The 19244-nt window shown below is 44.9% G+C and carries 11 protein-coding genes; 10 read left to right on the forward strand and 1 reads right to left on the reverse strand.

Annotation, left to right across the window (positions count from 1 at the left end):
* The first annotated feature begins 164 nt into the window (after positions 1 to 164).
* The 10 genes from ABOA58_RS01265 to ABOA58_RS01310 all read left to right on the forward strand — a co-directional run bounded on the left by ABOA58_RS01265 (position 165) and on the right by ABOA58_RS01310 (position 17056).
* Complete coding sequence (locus ABOA58_RS01265; RefSeq protein ID WP_350300925.1) at positions 165 to 1034, forward strand: alpha/beta hydrolase; 870 nt, start codon at positions 165 to 167, stop codon at positions 1032 to 1034.
* Between the two features lie 210 nt (positions 1035 to 1244).
* Positions 1245 to 2030 carry a 2,3-dihydro-2,3-dihydroxybenzoate dehydrogenase gene (locus ABOA58_RS01270; RefSeq protein WP_350300926.1) on the forward strand — a complete coding sequence of 262 codons (786 nt, stop codon included), beginning with the start codon at positions 1245 to 1247 and terminating at the stop codon, positions 2028 to 2030.
* Positions 2031 to 2083: 53 nt separating this feature from the next.
* Positions 2084 to 3307, forward strand: a complete 1224-nt coding sequence (gene dhbC, locus ABOA58_RS01275) for an isochorismate synthase DhbC (RefSeq protein ID WP_350300927.1) — start codon at positions 2084 to 2086, stop codon at positions 3305 to 3307.
* A 22-nt stretch (positions 3308 to 3329) separates the two neighbouring features.
* The gene (locus tag ABOA58_RS01280) at positions 3330 to 4955 is read left to right on the forward strand and encodes a (2,3-dihydroxybenzoyl)adenylate synthase (protein WP_350300928.1); all 1626 of its coding nucleotides are present in this window, start codon (positions 3330 to 3332) and stop codon (positions 4953 to 4955) included.
* A 28-nt stretch (positions 4956 to 4983) separates the two neighbouring features.
* Positions 4984 to 5898 (forward strand): isochorismatase, encoded by a 915-nt coding sequence (locus ABOA58_RS01285; protein WP_350300929.1) that lies wholly within the window; start codon positions 4984 to 4986, stop codon positions 5896 to 5898.
* A gap of 30 nt (positions 5899 to 5928) precedes the next feature.
* A complete protein-coding gene (locus tag ABOA58_RS01290) occupies positions 5929 to 13131 on the forward strand; it encodes an amino acid adenylation domain-containing protein (RefSeq protein ID WP_434547758.1) in 7203 nt (2400 codons plus the stop codon).
* Complete coding sequence (locus tag ABOA58_RS01295) at positions 13131 to 13352, forward strand: MbtH family protein (RefSeq protein WP_133352763.1); 222 nt, start codon at positions 13131 to 13133, stop codon at positions 13350 to 13352. The genes ABOA58_RS01290 and ABOA58_RS01295 overlap by 1 nt, the downstream gene beginning before the upstream one ends.
* Positions 13349 to 14797: a DHA2 family efflux MFS transporter permease subunit gene (locus ABOA58_RS01300; protein ID WP_350300930.1), complete on the forward strand. Its 1449-nt coding sequence runs from the start codon at positions 13349 to 13351 to the stop codon at positions 14795 to 14797. Before ABOA58_RS01295 ends, ABOA58_RS01300 begins: the two co-directional genes overlap by 4 nt.
* A gap of 47 nt (positions 14798 to 14844) precedes the next feature.
* Positions 14845 to 15606, forward strand: a complete 762-nt coding sequence (locus ABOA58_RS01305; protein ID WP_350302761.1) for a 4'-phosphopantetheinyl transferase family protein — start codon at positions 14845 to 14847, stop codon at positions 15604 to 15606.
* A gap of 103 nt (positions 15607 to 15709) precedes the next feature.
* Complete coding sequence (locus ABOA58_RS01310; RefSeq protein ID WP_350300931.1) at positions 15710 to 17056, forward strand: MFS transporter; 1347 nt, start codon at positions 15710 to 15712, stop codon at positions 17054 to 17056.
* 380 nt (positions 17057 to 17436) lie between these two features.
* Here ABOA58_RS01310 and ABOA58_RS01315 read toward each other — a convergent pair whose 3' ends face one another.
* Entirely contained in the window at positions 17437 to 19170 is a 1734-nt protein-coding gene (locus ABOA58_RS01315; RefSeq protein ID WP_350300932.1) for an AAA family ATPase, read from the reverse strand.
* Positions 19171 to 19244 lie beyond the last annotated feature (74 nt).

The raw sequence follows: 19244 nt of genomic DNA on the forward strand, positions 1-19244 counted from the left end.
GCTGCTTTTTGTAAAATGATAGGAAAAAATTATCGGTGTATGGTTGATATATCCATTGAGAAAGATTATCATTATCGATGTTGTGGTAATCTTTCTCAATTATATTCTTTTAAAAATCACCTGAATAAAATTACTAGTATTAGAGGTTGGGGGAATTCATTTAGATGATGCATAAAAAAATGGACAAAAGTGTAATGGACAAAACTGCTGCCAGTACAGAGGTTACGATCAAAGGAACTCAACAGTTTCCCATGCAGTCGAGTGCCGGGAAACGTGAATACCAAATCTTTGTATCAAAACCATTGGAAGAGCCGCCACCCTCGGGATATCCAGTCATTTATTTGCTTGATGCCAATTCGGTATTTGGAACGATGGTCGAGGCGGTACGGTTGCAATCTCGCCGGCCGGAAAAGTCAGGAGTGGTTCCCGCCATTATTGTAGGCATTGGTTATGCCACCAATGGACCATTTTCTTCTGAACGTTATTATGATTACACTCTGCCTGTTGCAGTTAGCGAGTTACCTGTAAGACCGGATGGAAGTCCATGGCCTTCGCATGGAGGAGCGGAAGACTTTCTGAAATTCATAGAAGAAGATTTAAAACCGGAAATCGATAAAAGGTATAAAGTGGATCACAATAGCCAATCGCTTTTCGGGCATTCCCTTGGCGGCCTTTTCGCTTTATATGTTCTTTTTGAAAAACCGTATGCTTTCCAAACATATATAGCTGGAAGCCCATCTCTCCATTGGAACAAAAAGTGGTTCCATGAGGAGGAGGAGAAGTTTCTTTCCCGATTGAATCAAGGAAATGGTGATATTTCCTTATTGCTTGGCGTGGGTGAACTGGAGGGCACCCATAAAAGCGGCATGAACGAAAATGCATTGGAGTTATCAAAACGATTATCCTTAAAGGAAAGCGGAGTTAATGTTCAATTCAAGGAGTTTGAAGAGGAAGGGCATCTTTCAGTTTTGCCGCCTTTGATTAACAGGGCCTTGCGTTTTGCTTTGAAGAGAAATGTGCCGGGTAAGAAATAGGTCTTTCTCAGTAAATCCGTGGAGGGCACTTGACCATTAAGTTATAAATATATATCATTACCTGTAGATTCCAATTGATAATGATTATCATTATTGATTGGTATTTTACTTTTTAAGCATTTGCTAAGGCCATGTACCGCCCCTGTTTGCAAGGGGATTGTATTTGGCTGCTATACATCGAATTCTTTGACTTGGAAAGGGAGTGTCAAGGTGGACTTTTTGGAATGTAAAGGGAAGGTTGCGCTTGTAACGGGAGGTGCTCAAGGTATTGGAGGTGCCGTGGTTCAGGCTTTAGCCAAGCTTGGCCTTATTGTGGCGGCCATTGATTATAATGCCGAAAAGCTTAATGAATACGTAAGTGAATTGAAGTCTCAAGGCTTGGAGGTATATGCCTTTCCAGCGGATGTGAGCGACAGTCATGCAATCGATCGCATTGTTGATGGAATTGAGAATGATATTGGTCCAATAGAGACACTGGTCAATGTTGCCGGAGTGTTGCGCACTGGAATGATCGAGTCATTCAGTGACCAAGATTGGGCTAAGACTTTCGCAGTCAACTCCACTGGTGTGTTTAATGTATCTCGTTCAGTGAGCAAATACATGGTGACAAGAAAAAGAGGGGCGATTGTCACGGTCGGATCGAATGCCGCAAGTGTCCCTCGAATCTCATTGGCTGCCTATGCGGCATCGAAGGCAGCTGCCGTCATGTTTACGAAGTGTTTAGGGTTGGAGCTGGCCCAATATAATATCCGCTGCAATATCGTTTCCCCCGGATCTACGGACACGGAGATGCAATGGTCCTTGTGGAACGACGAGAATGGTGCCGAAGCTGTCATAAATGGTATGCCTGAAGCATTCAAGGTAGGAATCCCACTGAAAAAAATAGCCATGCCTACTGATATAGTAGACGCTATCCTATTTTTCATATCCAATCAATCGAATCACATTACAATGAGTAATTTATGTGTGGATGGTGGCGCCACTTTAGGTGCTTAACACGACCATCCGCATGGAGTCTGAATATTAAGTGAATTTGGAGGGGTTTTAATATGATGAAGTTTAAAGGCGTTACTGCCGTATTGGAGAAACAGCTGTTGGAGGAGTATGAGGTTGGTGACTTTTTTCTTGCATCGCCATACCGAACAATATTGGGAAAAGGTTCCTTCATAACGGTTCCAAGAGATGACGAGAATGCAAATCAAATGAAAAGTCTCTCCGCAAGAGTGGCTGCTGCATTAAACAAGGCAAAAGAGGAAGGGCATGCCAATCCAGTGGTAACCGGTGCTGTACCATTCGATCATCAAAAGGACGCTCAACTTATTGTACCTGAAAACATACGTTCATCAGTCCCTTTGCAAGATAATCACACCAGCCTTTCAATGGAAACCAAGAAGCCAACTTATCAAATGGAATCGGTACCCGAACCTTCCCTGTATAAGGAGGGTGTGGAACGCGGCCTTACGTATATAAAAGGCGGCCATCTTGACAAAATCGTCCTATCAAGAACGTTGCATCTTACTTCATCAGAAACAGTGAATATCAATCCGTTACTTCATAATCTAGCTCAGCATAACAAGAATGGTTATACCTTTGCCGTGGATTTACCTCAAAGCGTAAAGAGGAAAGGTGATGCCCCCTGCTCGAAAACGCTGATTGGGGCTAGCCCAGAATTGCTTGTTTCAAGATCGGGATTACAGGTTTTGGCAAATCCTCTGGCAGGGTCCAGACCAAGGAGTGATGACCCTGTCGAGGATAAGCGGAGAGCGGACGAGTTACTTTCATCCTCTAAGGATCTGCATGAACATGCAGTTGTTGTCCATGCCGTAGCTGATGCACTGAGACCATTTTTCAAAACGATGGATGTGCCGGAAAAACCATCAGTGATACATACCGAAACCATGTGGCATCTGTCGACGGAAGTAAAAGGTGAGCTCAATGATCCCGCAACTTCGTCATTGGAGTTAGCGATTGCGCTTCACCCGACACCTGCTGTATGTGGATCACCGACTGACCTTGCACGAGAAGCCATCCAGGAAATCGAACCATTTGATCGTGGTTTTTTTACAGGAATGGTTGGTTGGTGCGATGCAGAAGGCGATGGGGAATGGGTCGTTACCATCCGGTGCGCGGAGGTAGAGAGACAAGTTCTTCGATTATTCGCTGGGGCTGGGGTGGTTGCAGAATCCAAACCAGAAGAAGAGCTTGCGGAAACATCAGCTAAATTTCAGACTATGCTGCGTGCAATGGGAATAGATGCAAAATCACTAAATTAAAGTGTGTGTGGAGGGATAAAGGATGTTAACAGGGTGTACTTCGTGGCCAAAGGAATTTGCGGATTTATATCGAAAGCAAGGGTGCTGGAAAGGGGAAACCTTCGGGGAAATGTTGCGTGAGCGTGCCAAGGTACATGGGGAGCGCATCGCCATTACAAGCGGGGAAAGAAACATGAGCTATGCGGAATTGGACAATAGTGCAGATCGGCTGGCAGCCGGATTTCAGGAACTGGGAATAAAGAAAAGTGATCGAGTGGTGGTCCAGCTGCCCAATGTAATCGAATTCTTTGAGGTTTGTTTTGCACTATTTAGATTAGGGGCATTGCCTGTATTTGCTTTGCCGTCGCACCGAAGCAGTGAAATTAACTATTTTTGCGAGTTTGCTGAGGCAGTTGCCTACATCATCCCGGACAAGCACGCCGGTTTTGATTATCGTGATCTTGCAAGAGGTGCAAAAAGCAAGAACGATACGTTGTTAAACGTGATTGTCCTGGGGGAAGAAGAAGAATTCGTGAATTTGGCGGATTTATATATCGATCCAACTAAGAATGAAACAAAAGTGGATTCATGTGACATTGCCTTTCTTCAATTATCAGGGGGAAGTACTGGATTATCAAAATTGATCCCAAGAACACATGATGATTATATATACAGTTTGAGGCTTAGCGCGGAAATTTGCCAAGTGGATATGAATAGTGTTTATCTCGCAGTTCTTCCTATTGCCCATAACTATCCACTTAGCTCGCCAGGTATTCTTGGTACCCTTTATGCAGGCGGCAGGGTAGTCCTTTCACCAGGTCCAAGTCCTGATGAGGCATTTCCGCTTATTGAAAAAGAAGGCGTGACGATTACGGCTCTTGTACCGCCTCTTGCTTTAAGGTGGCTTGATGCAGTATCTACCCGTGACCATGATTTATCCAGCCTTCAAGTGATTCAGGTTGGGGGAGCTAAGTTCAGTGCAGAAGCTGCCCGTCGGGTAACTCCCGCCTTCGGCTGCAAGTTACAGCAAGTTTTTGGCATGGCTGAAGGTCTAGTTAACTATACAAGATTAAACGACCCTGACGAAATCATCATCAACACACAAGGCAGACCGATGTCGGAATTTGATGAAATCCGAATTGTCGATGAGGAAGACCGGGATGTTCAACAGGGGCAAGTGGGACATTTATTAACGAGAGGGCCCTATACCATTTGCGGTTATTATAAAGCCGAAGAGCATAATGCGAAGGCATTCACCATAGATGGATTCTATCGAACTGGTGATTTGGTCAGCATGACCGAGTCGGGCTATATAGTTGTGGAAGGCCGTGATAAGGACCAAATCAATCGTGGCGGTGAAAAAATTGCCGCTGAGGAAGTTGAAAATCATCTCCTGGCTCATGATGGAGTACATGATGCAGCCATCGTTTCCATGACGGACGATTATCTAGGGGAGAGATCATGTGCATTCGTGATTCCGCGCGATCAGGCACCGACGGCAAGGGAACTTAAACAATTCTTGAAGGAGCGGGGGATCGCTGTCTTTAAAATTCCTGACCGGGTTGAGTTCATTGATTCCTTCCCAAAAACGCCGTTAGGTAAAGTGAGTAAAAAAGCATTGCGACAAATTATATCAGATAAACTTAACAGTCGAATTACGATGAAGTGAATAAAAAAAATCAAGAAGGAGTGATTTGATGGCTATTCCTGCTATCACACCATATGCAATGCCTGTTGAATCGGAGTTACCAAAAAATAAAGTTGCGTGGAAAGCGGATCCAAGGCGTTCAGTGCTTCTCATTCATGATATGCAACAATATTTCCTTAATTACTATACAGCAAGCGAATCACCGATCACTGAACTGGTAGCACATATTCAGTCCATAAAAAGTCGATGTGTGGAACTGGGGATCCCTGTCGTTTATACAGCACAACCTGGTAATCAAAACCCGGAAGATCGTGCACTGCTCACAGATTTTTGGGGTCCAGGACTTGATGATGATATCAATCAAACGAAAGTGGTAGATGAGGTCGCTCCAAGCGAAGATGACATTGTACTGACTAAATGGCGTTATAGCGCATTTAAAAGGACAAACCTTTTAGAAATGATGAAAGAACAAGGACGTGATCAACTGATCATTTGCGGGGTATATGCCCATATTGGGTGTTTGTTGACGGCAAGTGAAGCCTTCATGCAGGATATAGAACCATTTTTGGTATCTGATGCGGTGGCGGACTTTTCATTGGAAGAACATAAAATGGCGATTAAATATGCAGCTGAACGATGTGCTGTTACAACATCAACATCCCGTTTGCTTGAACAATTGAAAAGTGAAGAGCAATCATTCGCTGATCCCGTTGAGGAAAGTGATGAGCAAGGTTTAACATTGCAAGGCCTAAGGCATCAAATCGCTGATCTTCTGGGTGAATCCCCATCAGATATTGATGATGACGAGAATCTAGTGGATCTAGGAATGGATTCGATTAGAATGATGAGCCTTGTTGAGATCCTAAGGGGAAAAGGGGCAGAGATTAATTTCATGCAGATGGCTGAAAAACCGACAATCGCTGCCTGGTGGGAACTACTGTCTTCACAAAAGGCGTTAGCGTGACTGAGTCCAAAAAGAAGGAGGTAAAACGGAGTGCTTAATATTCAGGACCAAGATGTGCGCTGGCAATTGTCCGGCGCGCAATCAGGTATCTGGTTTGCTCAGCAGCTGGAGCCGGATAATCCGATTTATAACACAGGGGAATACATAGAAATCAATGGACGGATTGATATAGAACATTTTGAAAAGGCGCTGAAACAGGCGGTCATGGAGGCGGAGTTTTTACACGTCCGCTTTGGTGAGGATCATAGTGGACCGTTTCAGGTCAGCGGGAAATCGAGCGAAGTTCCTTTTGAATTCATCGATGTCAGTGGAGAGGAAAACCCACGGGAAAAAGCTATGCAATGGATGAAAAAAGACCTGGCTCAACCGATTGACCTGAAAAATGATCCACTCTTCAATCAAGCCTTGTTCAAAGTGGATTCAGATCACTTTTTCTGGTATCAGCGCATTCACCATATTGTAATGGATGCTTTTGGATTTTCACTTATCTCGCAACGAGTAGCCAAACTATATACGGCTCTTCAGAAGGGTCAGAAATTGGCGGAAGGTGCCTTCGCTCCTTTACATTTACTTCTTGAAGAAGATAAGGCGTACAGAAAATCCGAGAAGTTCGAACTTGATCGCCAGTTTTGGCAAGATCGTTTTGCTGATCAGCCAGAGGTCATGAGCCTGGCTGATCGAGCCCCTCGGACTTCTAAAGGATTCATTAGTCAAACGGGTTATCTATCATCTGCAGCGACAATATCTTTAAAAGCGAATGCAGATAAATATTCAGGAAGCTGGCATGAAGTGGTGATTGCAGTAACGGCCGTTTACGTAAATCGATTGACAGGCTCAAAAGATGTCATCCTGAGCTTACCGATGATGGGCCGGTTGGGATCTTCCTCATTGAACATCCCCAGTATGGTCATGAATCTGCTGCCACTCCGGTTGTCTGTACAGCCTGATATGAGTTTTCAAGAGTTAGTGAAGCAAGTGTCGAAGGAAGTCCGTACCATCCGCCGCCATCAAAATTACAGACATGAAGAATTGCGTCGAGACCTTAAACTGCTGGGTGATAACCAACGATTATTCGGACCTCAAATTAATGTTATGCCGTTTGATTATGGTCTGGACTTTTCAGGAAGTAAAGCAATCACACATAAGCTGGCAACAGGTCCTGTCGATGATTTGTCGGTTAACATTTATGACAAGTCTGATGGAAACGGACTAAGGATAGATTTAGATGCAAACCCAGAGGTATATACAATTGAAGATTTGAGTACTCACCATATGCGTTTCCTGAGTTTTCTTGAAAAGGTTGCTGCTGCAGAGAATGTCCAATCAATTGGGGAAATTGAACTGCTTTTACCTGAGGAACAGCAGCAAGTCCTGCTTGAATGGAATCGAACGGAAACAGAGCTTCCAACTGGACTTTTACCTGGATTGTTCGAGGACCAAGTGTTAAAAACCCCTGATTGGACAGCCGTAATCGATGAAAATACGGTTCTTACATATAAGGATTTAAACAGGCGGGTCAATCAACTGTCACATCTCCTTTTGGAGAAGGGGCTGGGACCTGAGAAATTCGCGGCTATAGCTTTGACCCGTTCGGTGGATATCGTCATTTCCATGTTGGCTGTGTTAAAAACCGGAGCGGCCTATTTACCTATCGATCCTGATTATCCATCAGATCGAATCGAATTCATGCTTGATGATGCCAGGCCAGCAGCAATCATAACTAGTAAAGGGATTTCCTCCAAACTAACTGATGCCAAAGGAACGGAGCGCATCGTGTTGGATGAGGAGAAGACCATTATTGCGCTGGGGAATCAGCCGGATAAAAATGTGGAGGATGAACAAAGGAATGGAACGATGTCCCCGCTTAACCCGGCTTATATGATTTACACTTCGGGTTCTACAGGGAAGCCAAAAGGTGTCGTGATTCAATCGGCAAGCCTTATCAATTTCCTTTATTCGATGCAAAACGAATTTTCATTGGATCATCGCGATCGGCTCCTTGCGGTTACAACCATTGCCTTTGATATATCCGGTTTGGAAATCTTCCTGCCGCTTTTGAACGGGGCAAGCTGTGTCATAGCTGCTAAGGAAACGATTCAAGACCCTAGAACTTTGTCCGAGATGATCGTTCAACATGAGATAAGCATCATGCAGGCCACACCAACGCTTTGGCATTCACTTGTGGCGAATTATCCTGATGTGATAAAGAATTTCAGGGTGCTGCTAGTAGGAGGAGAGGCACTTTCGATCAGCCTGACAAACGCTTTACATGAATTAGGATGTGAAGTGACGAATCTGTACGGGCCGACGGAAACGACAATATGGTCTTCATCAATTACCCTTGATCCGAACGAGAGCGGTATGCCCTCGATCGGCAAGCCCCTTTGGAATACACAGGTATATGTGCTGGATGCAGCTTTGAAGCCCGTTCCTAAAGGGACTGTAGGGGAGTTATATATTGCAGGTTTAGGGCTTGCACGTGGATATTTAGGCCGCCCGAATTTAACGGCTGAGCGGTTTGTCGCTAATCCGTATGGTCCAAAGGGTAGCCGCATGTATCGAACGGGCGATCTAGTTCGTTGGAGAGAAGATGGCTCATTGGATTATATCAGCCGGGCCGATCATCAAATCAAAATTCGGGGTTATCGTATCGAATTGGGGGAAATTGAAGCGAAACTTACCCAGCATCCTGACGTTGACCAGGCTGCAGTCATTGTTCGTGAAGATCAGCCTGGAGATAAACGTATCGTGGCCTATATCGTCCCTTCTTTGGAAGCGACACCGGAATCGGTTGAACTTCGGGAATTTGTAGGCAACGGTCTACCGGAATACATGGTGCCGTCCGCAATCATAACGATGGACGAGTTGCCATTGACCCCAAATGGAAAGCTTAACCGGAAAGAATTGCCTGTGCCTGACCTCACTGCACTTGTATCAGATCGGGCTCCGGGAACACCGCAGGAGGAAATATTGTGCGATCTTTTTGCCGAGGTTCTTGGTCTTTCCCGGGTCGGTATCGATGATAGCTTCTTTAATTTAGGCGGACACTCCCTTCTTGCTTCAACACTGATGGCACGAATCAGAGACACATTCGGAGTCGAAATAGGCATTGGTAAACTCTTTGAGACACCAACAGTTTCGGGACTTGTAAAACAGCTTTCCAATGGAAAAAGTGCAAGGTTACCTGTAAAGAAAGCCGATAGGTCGGAAACGGTGCCCCTTTCCTTTGCACAGAGGCGATTATGGTTCCTTCACCGTCTTGAAGGGCCAAGTCCAACGTACAATATTCCACTGGTTGTTGAATTGTCCGGTGAAATAGATACTAGGTCACTAGAGGCTGCGATCAATGATGTAGTCGAGCGTCATGAAACCTTACGTACGCTTTTCCCTGTTACCTTAGGCACTGCTCATCAATATGTGTTGGATACCTCCGAAGCACAAGTGGAATTGTTGGTATCGCACATCAAAGAGTCCGAACTTGAAGCGGAAATCGCTACAGCTGCGCGATATAGTTTCAATCTTGCAAAAGAACCGGCCATATGTGCCCAGCTTTTCACAATGGCCCCGGACAAGCATGTATTGGTTTTATTATTGCATCATATTGCAGGAGATGGATGGTCCCTGACACCGCTCACTCGCGATTTAACGGCAGCTTATGTGGCGCGATGTAAAGGTGAAGAACCTAACCTGCCTCCGTTGCCTGTACAGTATGCCGATTATGCTCTTTGGCAGGAAAGCCTTTTAGGGAGTGAGGGTGATGAATCCAGTTTAGCCATTGAACAAATGGAATACTGGAAAGAAACATTGGCTAATTTGCCAGATCAATTGGAATTGCCCACTGATTATCCGCGTCCCCTCGAAGCTAGTTATAGAGGTGATACCGTAGACTTTTCTATCAATCCTGAAATGCATCGTCGTTTACTGGATTTGGCCCGTGATAATGGCGTCAGCTTATTCATGGTCTTGCAATCTGGACTGTCGGCACTCCTCACTCGCCTTGGGGCAGGAAACGATATCCCTATCGGAAGTCCGATAGCAGGTCGAAGTGACGATGCTTTAAGCGATCTTGTAGGAATGTTCATCAACACATTGGTGTTACGGACGGATACTTCCGGTGACCCCACTTTCCGTGAACTTCTTGACAGGGTGCGAAGGGTTAATTTAAATGCCTATGAGCATCAAGACTTGCCTTTTGAGCGTTTGGTGGAAGTGATGAATCCAGTTCGCTCTCGATCTAGGCATCCATTATTCCAGATCATGCTGGCGCTGCAGAATACGCCTGATCCGAAATTGGAGCTTCCAGGGATTCAATCCAACCTGAAGTTATATGGCGTAGGCGCATCGAAGTTCGATATGACGATCGAATTACGTGAAGAGCATGCTGAAAATGGCAGTCCGGATGGGATAAACGGCTTCCTTGAATATAGTACAGATCTATTTAAGCGTGAGACCGCCGAGATGCTAATAAGTCGATTAATAAGATTGTTGGACGGCGCCATTTCGGAACCGGACCGGCAAATTGGACTTTTGGAAATAATGTCACCTGAAGAGCGCCAGGAAATCCTTGTGGATTGGAATGGAAGTTCCGAAGAAATACCGCATAAGTGCTTACCTGCATTACTGGAAGAACGGGTAAGCCAGTATCCTCACAATATTGCATTGGTATATGAGGACACTTCCTTGACTTATGAGGAGTTAAACAAAAAAGCGAATCAGCTAGCCCATCTCTTGATTGCTAAAGGTGTAGGGCCAGAGCAATTCGTTGCATTGGCCATGCCTAGATCATTGGAAATGGTTGTAGGATTGCTGGCTGTACTCAAGGCAGGAGCTGCATATTTGCCTTTAGATCCTGAATATCCAAATGATCGGTTAACGTTCATGCTGTCTGATGCTCAGCCTGCTTGTGTTCTAACGAGTTCGGGTGTAGCTTCCAAGCTTCCTGAGATGCATGATATCAGGCAAATCATAATGGATGAAGCCAGTACCATAGAAGAATTGGCAGATCATTCAATTCTCAATCCAACCGATCGTGATCGGATTAACCCGTTATCACCTTTAAATTCGGCATATATCATATATACTTCCGGATCCACCGGTTTACCAAAAGGAGTCGTGGTCCCGCACCAGAATGTAATCAGACTTTTTGGATCGACGGAACATTGGTACCATTTCAATTCCGAAGATGTGTGGACGATGTTCCACTCTTATGCCTTTGACTTTTCGGTTTGGGAGATTTGGGGAGCTTTACTTCACGGAGGCAAGCTTGTGGTCGTCCCTCATTCCATCAGCCGGTCACCGGAAGAATTTTTACAACTGCTTGTTAAAGAAGAAGTAACGGTACTGAACCAGACACCATCAGCATTTTATCAATTGATGCAGGCTGATCGTAAAATGCCGGCACTAGGGCAGGACATTAAATTACGCTTCGTGATTTATGGCGGGGAGGCACTTGAACTGAGCCGTTTGGAGGATTGGTACAGCCGCCATCCGGAAAATGCGCCATATCTCATCAACATGTATGGAATAACGGAAACCACCGTTCATGTCAGCTATCTTGAGCTTAATCGGAATATAACATCCATAAAAGCAAATAGCCTGATTGGCTGTGCCATTCCCGATCTGGGCGTGTATGTGTTAGATGCAGGCTTACAGCCAGTTCCTCCAGGGGTAGTTGGGGAACTTTATGTTTCCGGACCTGGTCTGGCCCGTGGTTATTTAGGCCGGCCAGGTTTGACGGCTGACCGTTTTGTTGCCAACCCATTCAGTTCAACAGGCAGCAGAATGTACCGCACCGGCGACTTGGCCCGTTGGCTTGTAGATGGATCTTTGGATTATATAGGCCGGGCAGATCATCAGATTAAAATCCGTGGATTCCGTATTGAATTGGGTGAAATCGAGGCATTGGTTGCTCAGCATTCCCATGTTGAACAAGTTGCGGTAGTGGTTCGTGAAGACAATCCGGGTGATAAGCGTCTGGTCGCATATGTCGTATCTGCGTCAAATGTCACCTTCGATCCGGCGCATGTACGTCAATTTGTTGCAAGCGGCCTACCGGATTACATGGTGCCATCAGCTTTCGTTGAAATGGGTGAATTGCCTTTGACACAGAATGGTAAGCTGGATCGCAAGGCATTGCCGGCGCCGGAATTCGGTTCCAATCAATCAGGGCGAGGACCGAGAACTCCGCAGGAAGAGATTCTGTGCGACCTTTTTATGGAGGTTCTCGATTTGCCCCATGTCGGAATAGATAATGGATTTTTTGATCTTGGCGGCCACTCGCTGCTTGCCGTCCATTTGATGAGCAAAATACGTGAAGCACTTGGCGTTGAACTGAGTATTGGTAACCTATTCGAGGCTCCGACTGTTGCGGGGCTCGCTGAACGGCTTGAAATGGGCACGAGCAAAAGTGCTTTGGACGTCCTGCTGCCGCTTAGGAAAAATGGGCCGGAACTTCCGCTGTTTTGTGTACATCCGGCTGGAGGACTAAGCTGGTGCTATGCTGGGTTGATGAATGCACTGGGGCCTGACTATCCAATCTATGGGTTACAAGCACGAGGAATATCACAGCGGGAGCAACTTCCGCAAACGCTGACTGAAATGGCGGCAGACTATATCAATCAGTTACGGACAATCCAGCCAGAAGGACCTTATCATCTATTGGGATGGTCTCTCGGAGGCAATGTCGTTCATGCAATGGCCACTCAATTGCAAAATGAGGGAGAGGACGTACGCCTGGTGGCAATCCTCGATTCATATCCAAGTCATTTCTTGCCAATGAAAGAGGCTCCGGATGATGAGGAGGCTTTGATCGCTTTGCTGGCATTGGGAGGTTATGATCCTGATAGTTTAGGAGACCAGCCATTGGATAATGCCAGTGCCATAGAAATTCTCCGTCGAGATGGCAGTGCATTGGCTAGTTTAGAAGAAGAAACGATTCTGAACCTTAAAGAGACATATGTAAATTCTGTTCGAATCATGGGTGAGTATAAACCTAAAACCTTTAAGGGGAATGTGCTGTTCTTCAGGTCGACGATCATTCCGGATTGGTTTGATCCCATTTATCCTGATACATGGAACCCATATATCCACGGAATGATTGAACAGCATAATATTGAATGCCGCCATAAGGATATGTGCCAGCCGGGACCGCTTGCTGAAATTGGCCAGGTTATCGCTAACAAACTATCCACTATGAAGAAGTTGGCAAAAAATAATGAAGGAGGACATATCTGATGACCAACCCTTTCGAAAATGAAAATGGCATCTACCATGTATTGATAAATGAAGAAGGTCAACATTCCCTTTGGCCCGCCTTTTTGGTTATTCCAGAAGGCTGGTCCGTCATATATCGGGAAGAAAGCCGGCAGGATTGCTTGGAATATATCAACAAAAATTGGACGGATTTGCTGCCCAATAGTTTAAAACTAGTTGCCAGCAGTGATGGAACAAAGTGAAATCCCGGATACAGCTAGACCCTAAAATAGTAGTGTGCATCGTTTATGTCATAGCGATGTTCATGGTTTCGATGGACGGGACGATTGTCAATGTGATCCTCCCGACAATCAGTAATGAATTTAACCTAGATCCTTCTTCAACCAGTGGCATTAATATTGGATATTTAGTTAGCCTGGCTGTCTTCCTTCCAGTAGCGGGTTGGCTAGGGGATCGATTTGGGACCAAGAAGATATTCTTGATTGCATTGGGTGTCTTTACGGCTGCCTCCTTTTTATGCGGCTTTGCCAATAATCTGCAAACCTTGAACTTGTTCAGGGTTTTGCAGGGGGCTGGAGGCGGGATCCTGACACCGGTGGGAATGGCGATTTTATTCAGAACGTTCTCTCCGGAGGAACGGCCAAAGGTTTCCCGTTCCCTTGTACTGCCCATTGCATTCGCACCAGCCATTGGTCCGATCGTTGGCGGGTTCTTCACAGAGCAGCTGTCTTGGCGTTGGGCATTTTATATAAATGTTCCTTTCGGAATTATGGTCCTGTTAATCGGTGTACTGTTTTTAAAAGAACATAAAGAGCCCAAGGCTGGCAGGTTGGACCTTCCAGGATTCCTGCTGTCAGCTGCAGGCTTTTCCATGATGATGTATGCAATGAACATAGGTCCATCCAAAGGATGGGAATCCCCCATTATCATGTACACAGGAATTATCGGTGCAGTTCTTGTTCTCTCATTTATTCTATTGGAGCTGCGAGTGGATCAGCCGATGCTTGATTTGCGTTTATTATCCGATCGATTGTTTCGGACATTAGGCATCATCTCATTATTTTCAATGGCCGGCTTATTGGGGATGCTCTTTGTGTTTCCGTTAATGTATCAAAGTGCGCTTCATGCTTCAGCATTGGAAAGCGGTCTGACGACATTCCCGGAAGCCATAGGTTTGATGGTGGCATCCCGGATGATGCCTTTGACTACAAAGAAACTGGGCATACATCAGGTGATCCGGATGGGGCTGCTTTGCACAATCATCATTTATACCTTGATTAGCCTCGTGGGGCCGACAGCCAACCCGTGGTTCCTTCGGGCCCTATTGTTTAGCGTCGGCGTATGCTTGGGACATACAGTTGTGGCCATACAGTACTCCACTTTCACTAATATCAACTCGGCTTCGATGGGGATGGCCGCCACATTGTTCAATGTTCAAAACCGGATTGGCTCTGCGATGGGTGTCGCCATCCTAGCCAGCATCCTGGGGGCAGTGGGCGCTGACACGATGGGAACGAATGGGCATGTTAACCTATCATCCTACCAATTCGCTTTCTTCGGTTCTGCCATTTTGCTCGTCATAGCCTTATTATTTGCGATGAGTTTAAGGAAGGATGATTTCAAGGCCATCATACCGAAACAGGATAGGGCTAATTCCCTTGATGTAAAACCGGTCAAAAGCGGGTAAGTTACTCATTCGGTTATTTTTTGAGGGAGGTCACTGGATTTTTGCCAGTGACCTCCCCTTCATTTTGCTGGCAGTTAGGGGAAGGGGCAGGAGAATTGGTTGAACTATATATATGTAAATTGCCTATAAAGAAAGAGGAGTCCGACTTAAATAAACTGCTTGTCCATGTTTCAACCGAAAGGCAACTTCGGGTGAAAAGGTTCGTCAAGTTGGATGATGCTTACCGCTCTCTAATAGGGGATTTGATGGTGCGGTTTGTTCTTAAAGAACGATACGGTTCGGTTAAGGAAGAACTGCGATGGAGGACAAAGTCATTTGGGAAGCCCTTTCTATCCGATTATCCATCGTTCCATTATAATATTTCCCATTCTGGTGAGTATGTGGTTTGTGCCGTGCATGATGCAGAGGTGGGAGTGGATATAGAGAAAATAGGGCCGTTTGAGTTACAGCTGGCCAAGGGTTTTTTTACGGAAGAAGAGTATAAGCAAGTATTGGAAGCAGAAGACGGACTTTCTTCCTTTTATGATATTTGGACTTTGAAGGAAAGCTATATAAAAGCAATAGGCAAGGGCTTATCCATACCTTTGCACAGCTTTAATGTGAGAAGGCATGGCATGGAAGACATTCACTTAACTGATGTACATGGCAATATACCAATAACGGACTTCACCTGTAGGCAGTATAAGGTAGACAGCGAGTACCGGCTTGCCGTCTGTGCATATCAGGTGAATGCCGAAAGTTTTAAGGATCACCACAGATCAGTCACTTTTCAACAAATATGTGAGGGTCTGAATATCACTCTGGAATGAGTGAACACGGATTAAAGTGGTTCAAAAGAAAATACGGTGGAATTCCACTGGCTTTCTGCGGCTTGGTCTGGCAGTGGAAACCATCGAATACGGAGGTTTGAAATTGCGGAATATTAATATAGCACACGTTATCGAGGATAGTAAATTTAACTCATTTCATCTTTCCGTTTTACTATGGTGCATTTTTCTCATTCTTTTTGATGGCTTTGATCTTGTAGTTTATGGAGCGGTCATACCGAGTTTAGTTGAAAAATGGGGTACGGCGCCAAGTGTTTTGGGCCTGATTGGAAGCTTAACTTTGGTAGGTGGCCTGATAGGTTCACTATTTTGCGGGATTTTAGCAGATAAAGTGGGCAGGAAGAAAGTGATCATTTCTTGTGTCGCACTTTTTGGCACATTTACATTATTGACAGGTTTTGCTCAAGGGCCGGTTGATTTTGCACTTTACCGGTTTACGGCTGGGTTGGGCCTTGGGGGGATTCCTCCATTGTTGGTCGTTCTTACTTCGGAATATTCACCTAAGTCGATTAAAAATATAATGGTGGGCGTCATGTTCAGCGGTTATTCGATCGGAGGCATTTTGGTGTCGCTATTAGGAATGAAAGTGATTCCGGATCTAGGTTGGCAGTGGATGTTTTTCATAGGTGCCATTCCGCTAGTATCGATACCCTTTTTAATTAAATACTTACCCGAATCCCTCTATTACTATGTTGAAAATGGAGAATATAAAAAAGCCAAAGCGATAGTGAAGCGCTTGGACCCATCCTATGTCCCTCATGAACATGATAGTTTCAGAAATGATTTAAAATCAGTGACGGGCGTCCCTGTAGTCAAGCTATTTGAAAACCGGCGAGGAAGAACTACCATCATGTTCTGGATTGCCTGTTTCATGGGATTATTAATGGTCTATGGATTGGGAACCTGGTTGCCTCAATTGATGGTTGAAGCAGGTTATCCACTAAAGTCCAGTTTGCTATTCCTTTTTTCCTTGAATATCGGGGCGATAATTGGGTCGATATGTGGAGGATGGTTAGCGGATCGGATTGGGTCGAAAAGAGTTCTCATCAGTTTATTTACGTTTGGCGCCATTTGTTTAATTATACTTGGTTTTAAACCTGGAACAATCGTTTTATACTTCTTGGTTGCGGTAGCAGGGGCGGCATCCATAGGATCGCAAAATTTAAACAATGCATATATTTCAACTTTCTATCCAACTTATATTAAATCCACCGCACTTGGCTGGGCACTTGGAATCGGCAGGTTCGGTGCTATTCTGGGACCTTCGATTGGCGGAGTATTAATAGAGTTAAAGTTGCCCATTTATATGAATTTCATCAGTTTTGCACTTCCAGCCTTAATTGCAGCAGCGGCAATAATTTTCATTCAGGATAAATACAACAGTTCGAGGATCTCCTTGGAGTTCCAACAACGGTACGAAAACATAGGTTGATAGAAGGCTAATGTTCGTTAGCATGATATGGAGGATATATAATGGCCAATTTCGTTTGCCAGATATGTGGTCGTGGATTTATAAGTTATAACGAAAATGCTAAATACTGTTCCCAGACATGTAAAGGGACAGCCTACATAAAATATGAATTAAAGAAATGTAGTCAATGCGGGAAGAAGTACAAACCAAGAAAGGCAAATAGCAAATATTGTTCTTTGGATTGCAGCAGCAAGGGCAGGAAAAGCCGTAAAGGATCTGGTTAATTTCCCAGCATTCATTTCTGCTTTGCGGATTGCTTCCATATATGGTAAAAAAAAAGAGCCTGTTTTATCGCAAACAGGCTCTGGATATTAGGTCTTAAGTCTCAGCGGAAAAGAGTGTTATGCATTCGAGCATATGCTGGTTATTTCTGCTGCATCAACGATACGCTGAACTTCAGATCCCTCAAGTGTCTCTTTTTTCAATAACTCTTCAACAAGCTCTTCATACTGTAGGCGATTCGAGTCAATCAACATTTCCGTTTCAGAAATCGCTTTCGTGAATAATTCCTGCATCTTTTGCTCCTTCTCGCCTTTATTAAAGGTGAGGGTGAATCCATCTTGAAGCATTCCGGTATCGACCATTTGTTCAAGTAGATGTTTCGCCTGCTGCACATCTCCGCCTACACCGATGCTGTGTTCACCTAAATACATTCTTTCCGCCACGCCGCCTGCTAAAATCATTTTGACTTGATCAAGCAATTCACTGGCTGTTGCCAGATGGAGTTCTTTAGGTATTGGCGCTACATACCCAAGGGCTTCCCCACGCGGAATGATGGTCGCCTTTCGAACGGAACCGGGCTTTGTCAAAGCCGCAATCAGGGCATGTCCACTTTCATGGATGGCCACGCGCCGTTTCGTATCCACATCATTCAAGGTACGTGATGTCGCTCCAAGTATCGTGCGGTCAATGGCGTAATCAAGATCCTGTTTACGAATCATATCCTGTTCATTCCTCAGGGCATGACGTGATGCAGTATCGAACAGGGAGCTTAAGTCAGCACCGGAGAAACCGGATGTACTTTCAGCCAACTCATCCAGGGAAGCAAGGACATCTGTCGCCAGACGCTTACCCTTCGTATGGATATTGATGATTTCCTTTCTTCCTTGTGTATCCGGAAGTGGAACTTGGAAAGAGAAATCGATCCTGCCCGGACGTAGAAATGCCTCATCGAGCATATCTTTCCGGTTGGTCGCTGCAATGAATAAAATCCCTTCATTTGGATGGCCTCCATCCAATTGCACAAGCAGTTCAGTTAACGTTTTTTCGCCTTCTTCCCCTCCATGAGCTTTCCTTTTACCAGCCAACGCGTCGACTTCATCGATAAAAATGACAGCTGGCGATTGCTTACGTGCATTTTGGAAAAGACTGCGGACACGGGCTGCACCGACTCCAACAAACATTTCGTTGAAGGCTGAACCGCTCGTTGAGAAGAAGTTTGCACCAAGCTCTTTTGCGATTGCCTGTGCAAGCAAGGTTTTCCCCGTTCCAGGGGGGCCGTATAATAAAATGCCTTGAGGCGGCTTAATTCCAATTTTAGCTGAACGTTCAGGTTCCTTTAGTGTAGTGAGTGTCTGTAGGATTTCCTGTTTGATTTCGGATTGCAAACCGCCTACATCATCCAAAGTTATCTCTGGCAGGGGCTTTGGGGTGGAAAGGCTTTGTTTTTTACTGCCGATCCGCAATCCGCCCTTTGATTTTTTCTGTATAATGACAGCGGTTGTGACGAGAGCCGCCATTAATCCGCCTAAAATCCATAATGCTGATTTATTAGTTGATGAAAAAGAATATTGAACGTTATAAGTTTCGACAAGTTTATTGATCATTTGACTGTTGGGAGGAATACTGGAAACGTATTCTCCATCTGGCGTGGAGATGTGAAGAGTGCCATTTCTTTTTTCTTCAATGGTGACAAGGGCTCCATTTTGGGCTTTAATCGTCTTTTCCACCGAGGAAAAAGGAATGACCATATCCTTTGACTGAGTAACAACATACCAACTGATTCCAGCAATTATCACAATGAGAGCCGTCAGGAACGGCAGCAATTTCGAAACTAATTTAGAGTTCGAGTTCAATTTTTCATCTCCTTTAAGAATATATATTCAGTATAAAATTTTTAAACATGTAATCTATAGGTCTTTATGCCTTA

It is taken from the genome of Peribacillus frigoritolerans (genome assembly GCF_040250305.1).
Classification (GTDB): domain Bacteria; phylum Bacillota; class Bacilli; order Bacillales; family DSM-1321; genus Peribacillus.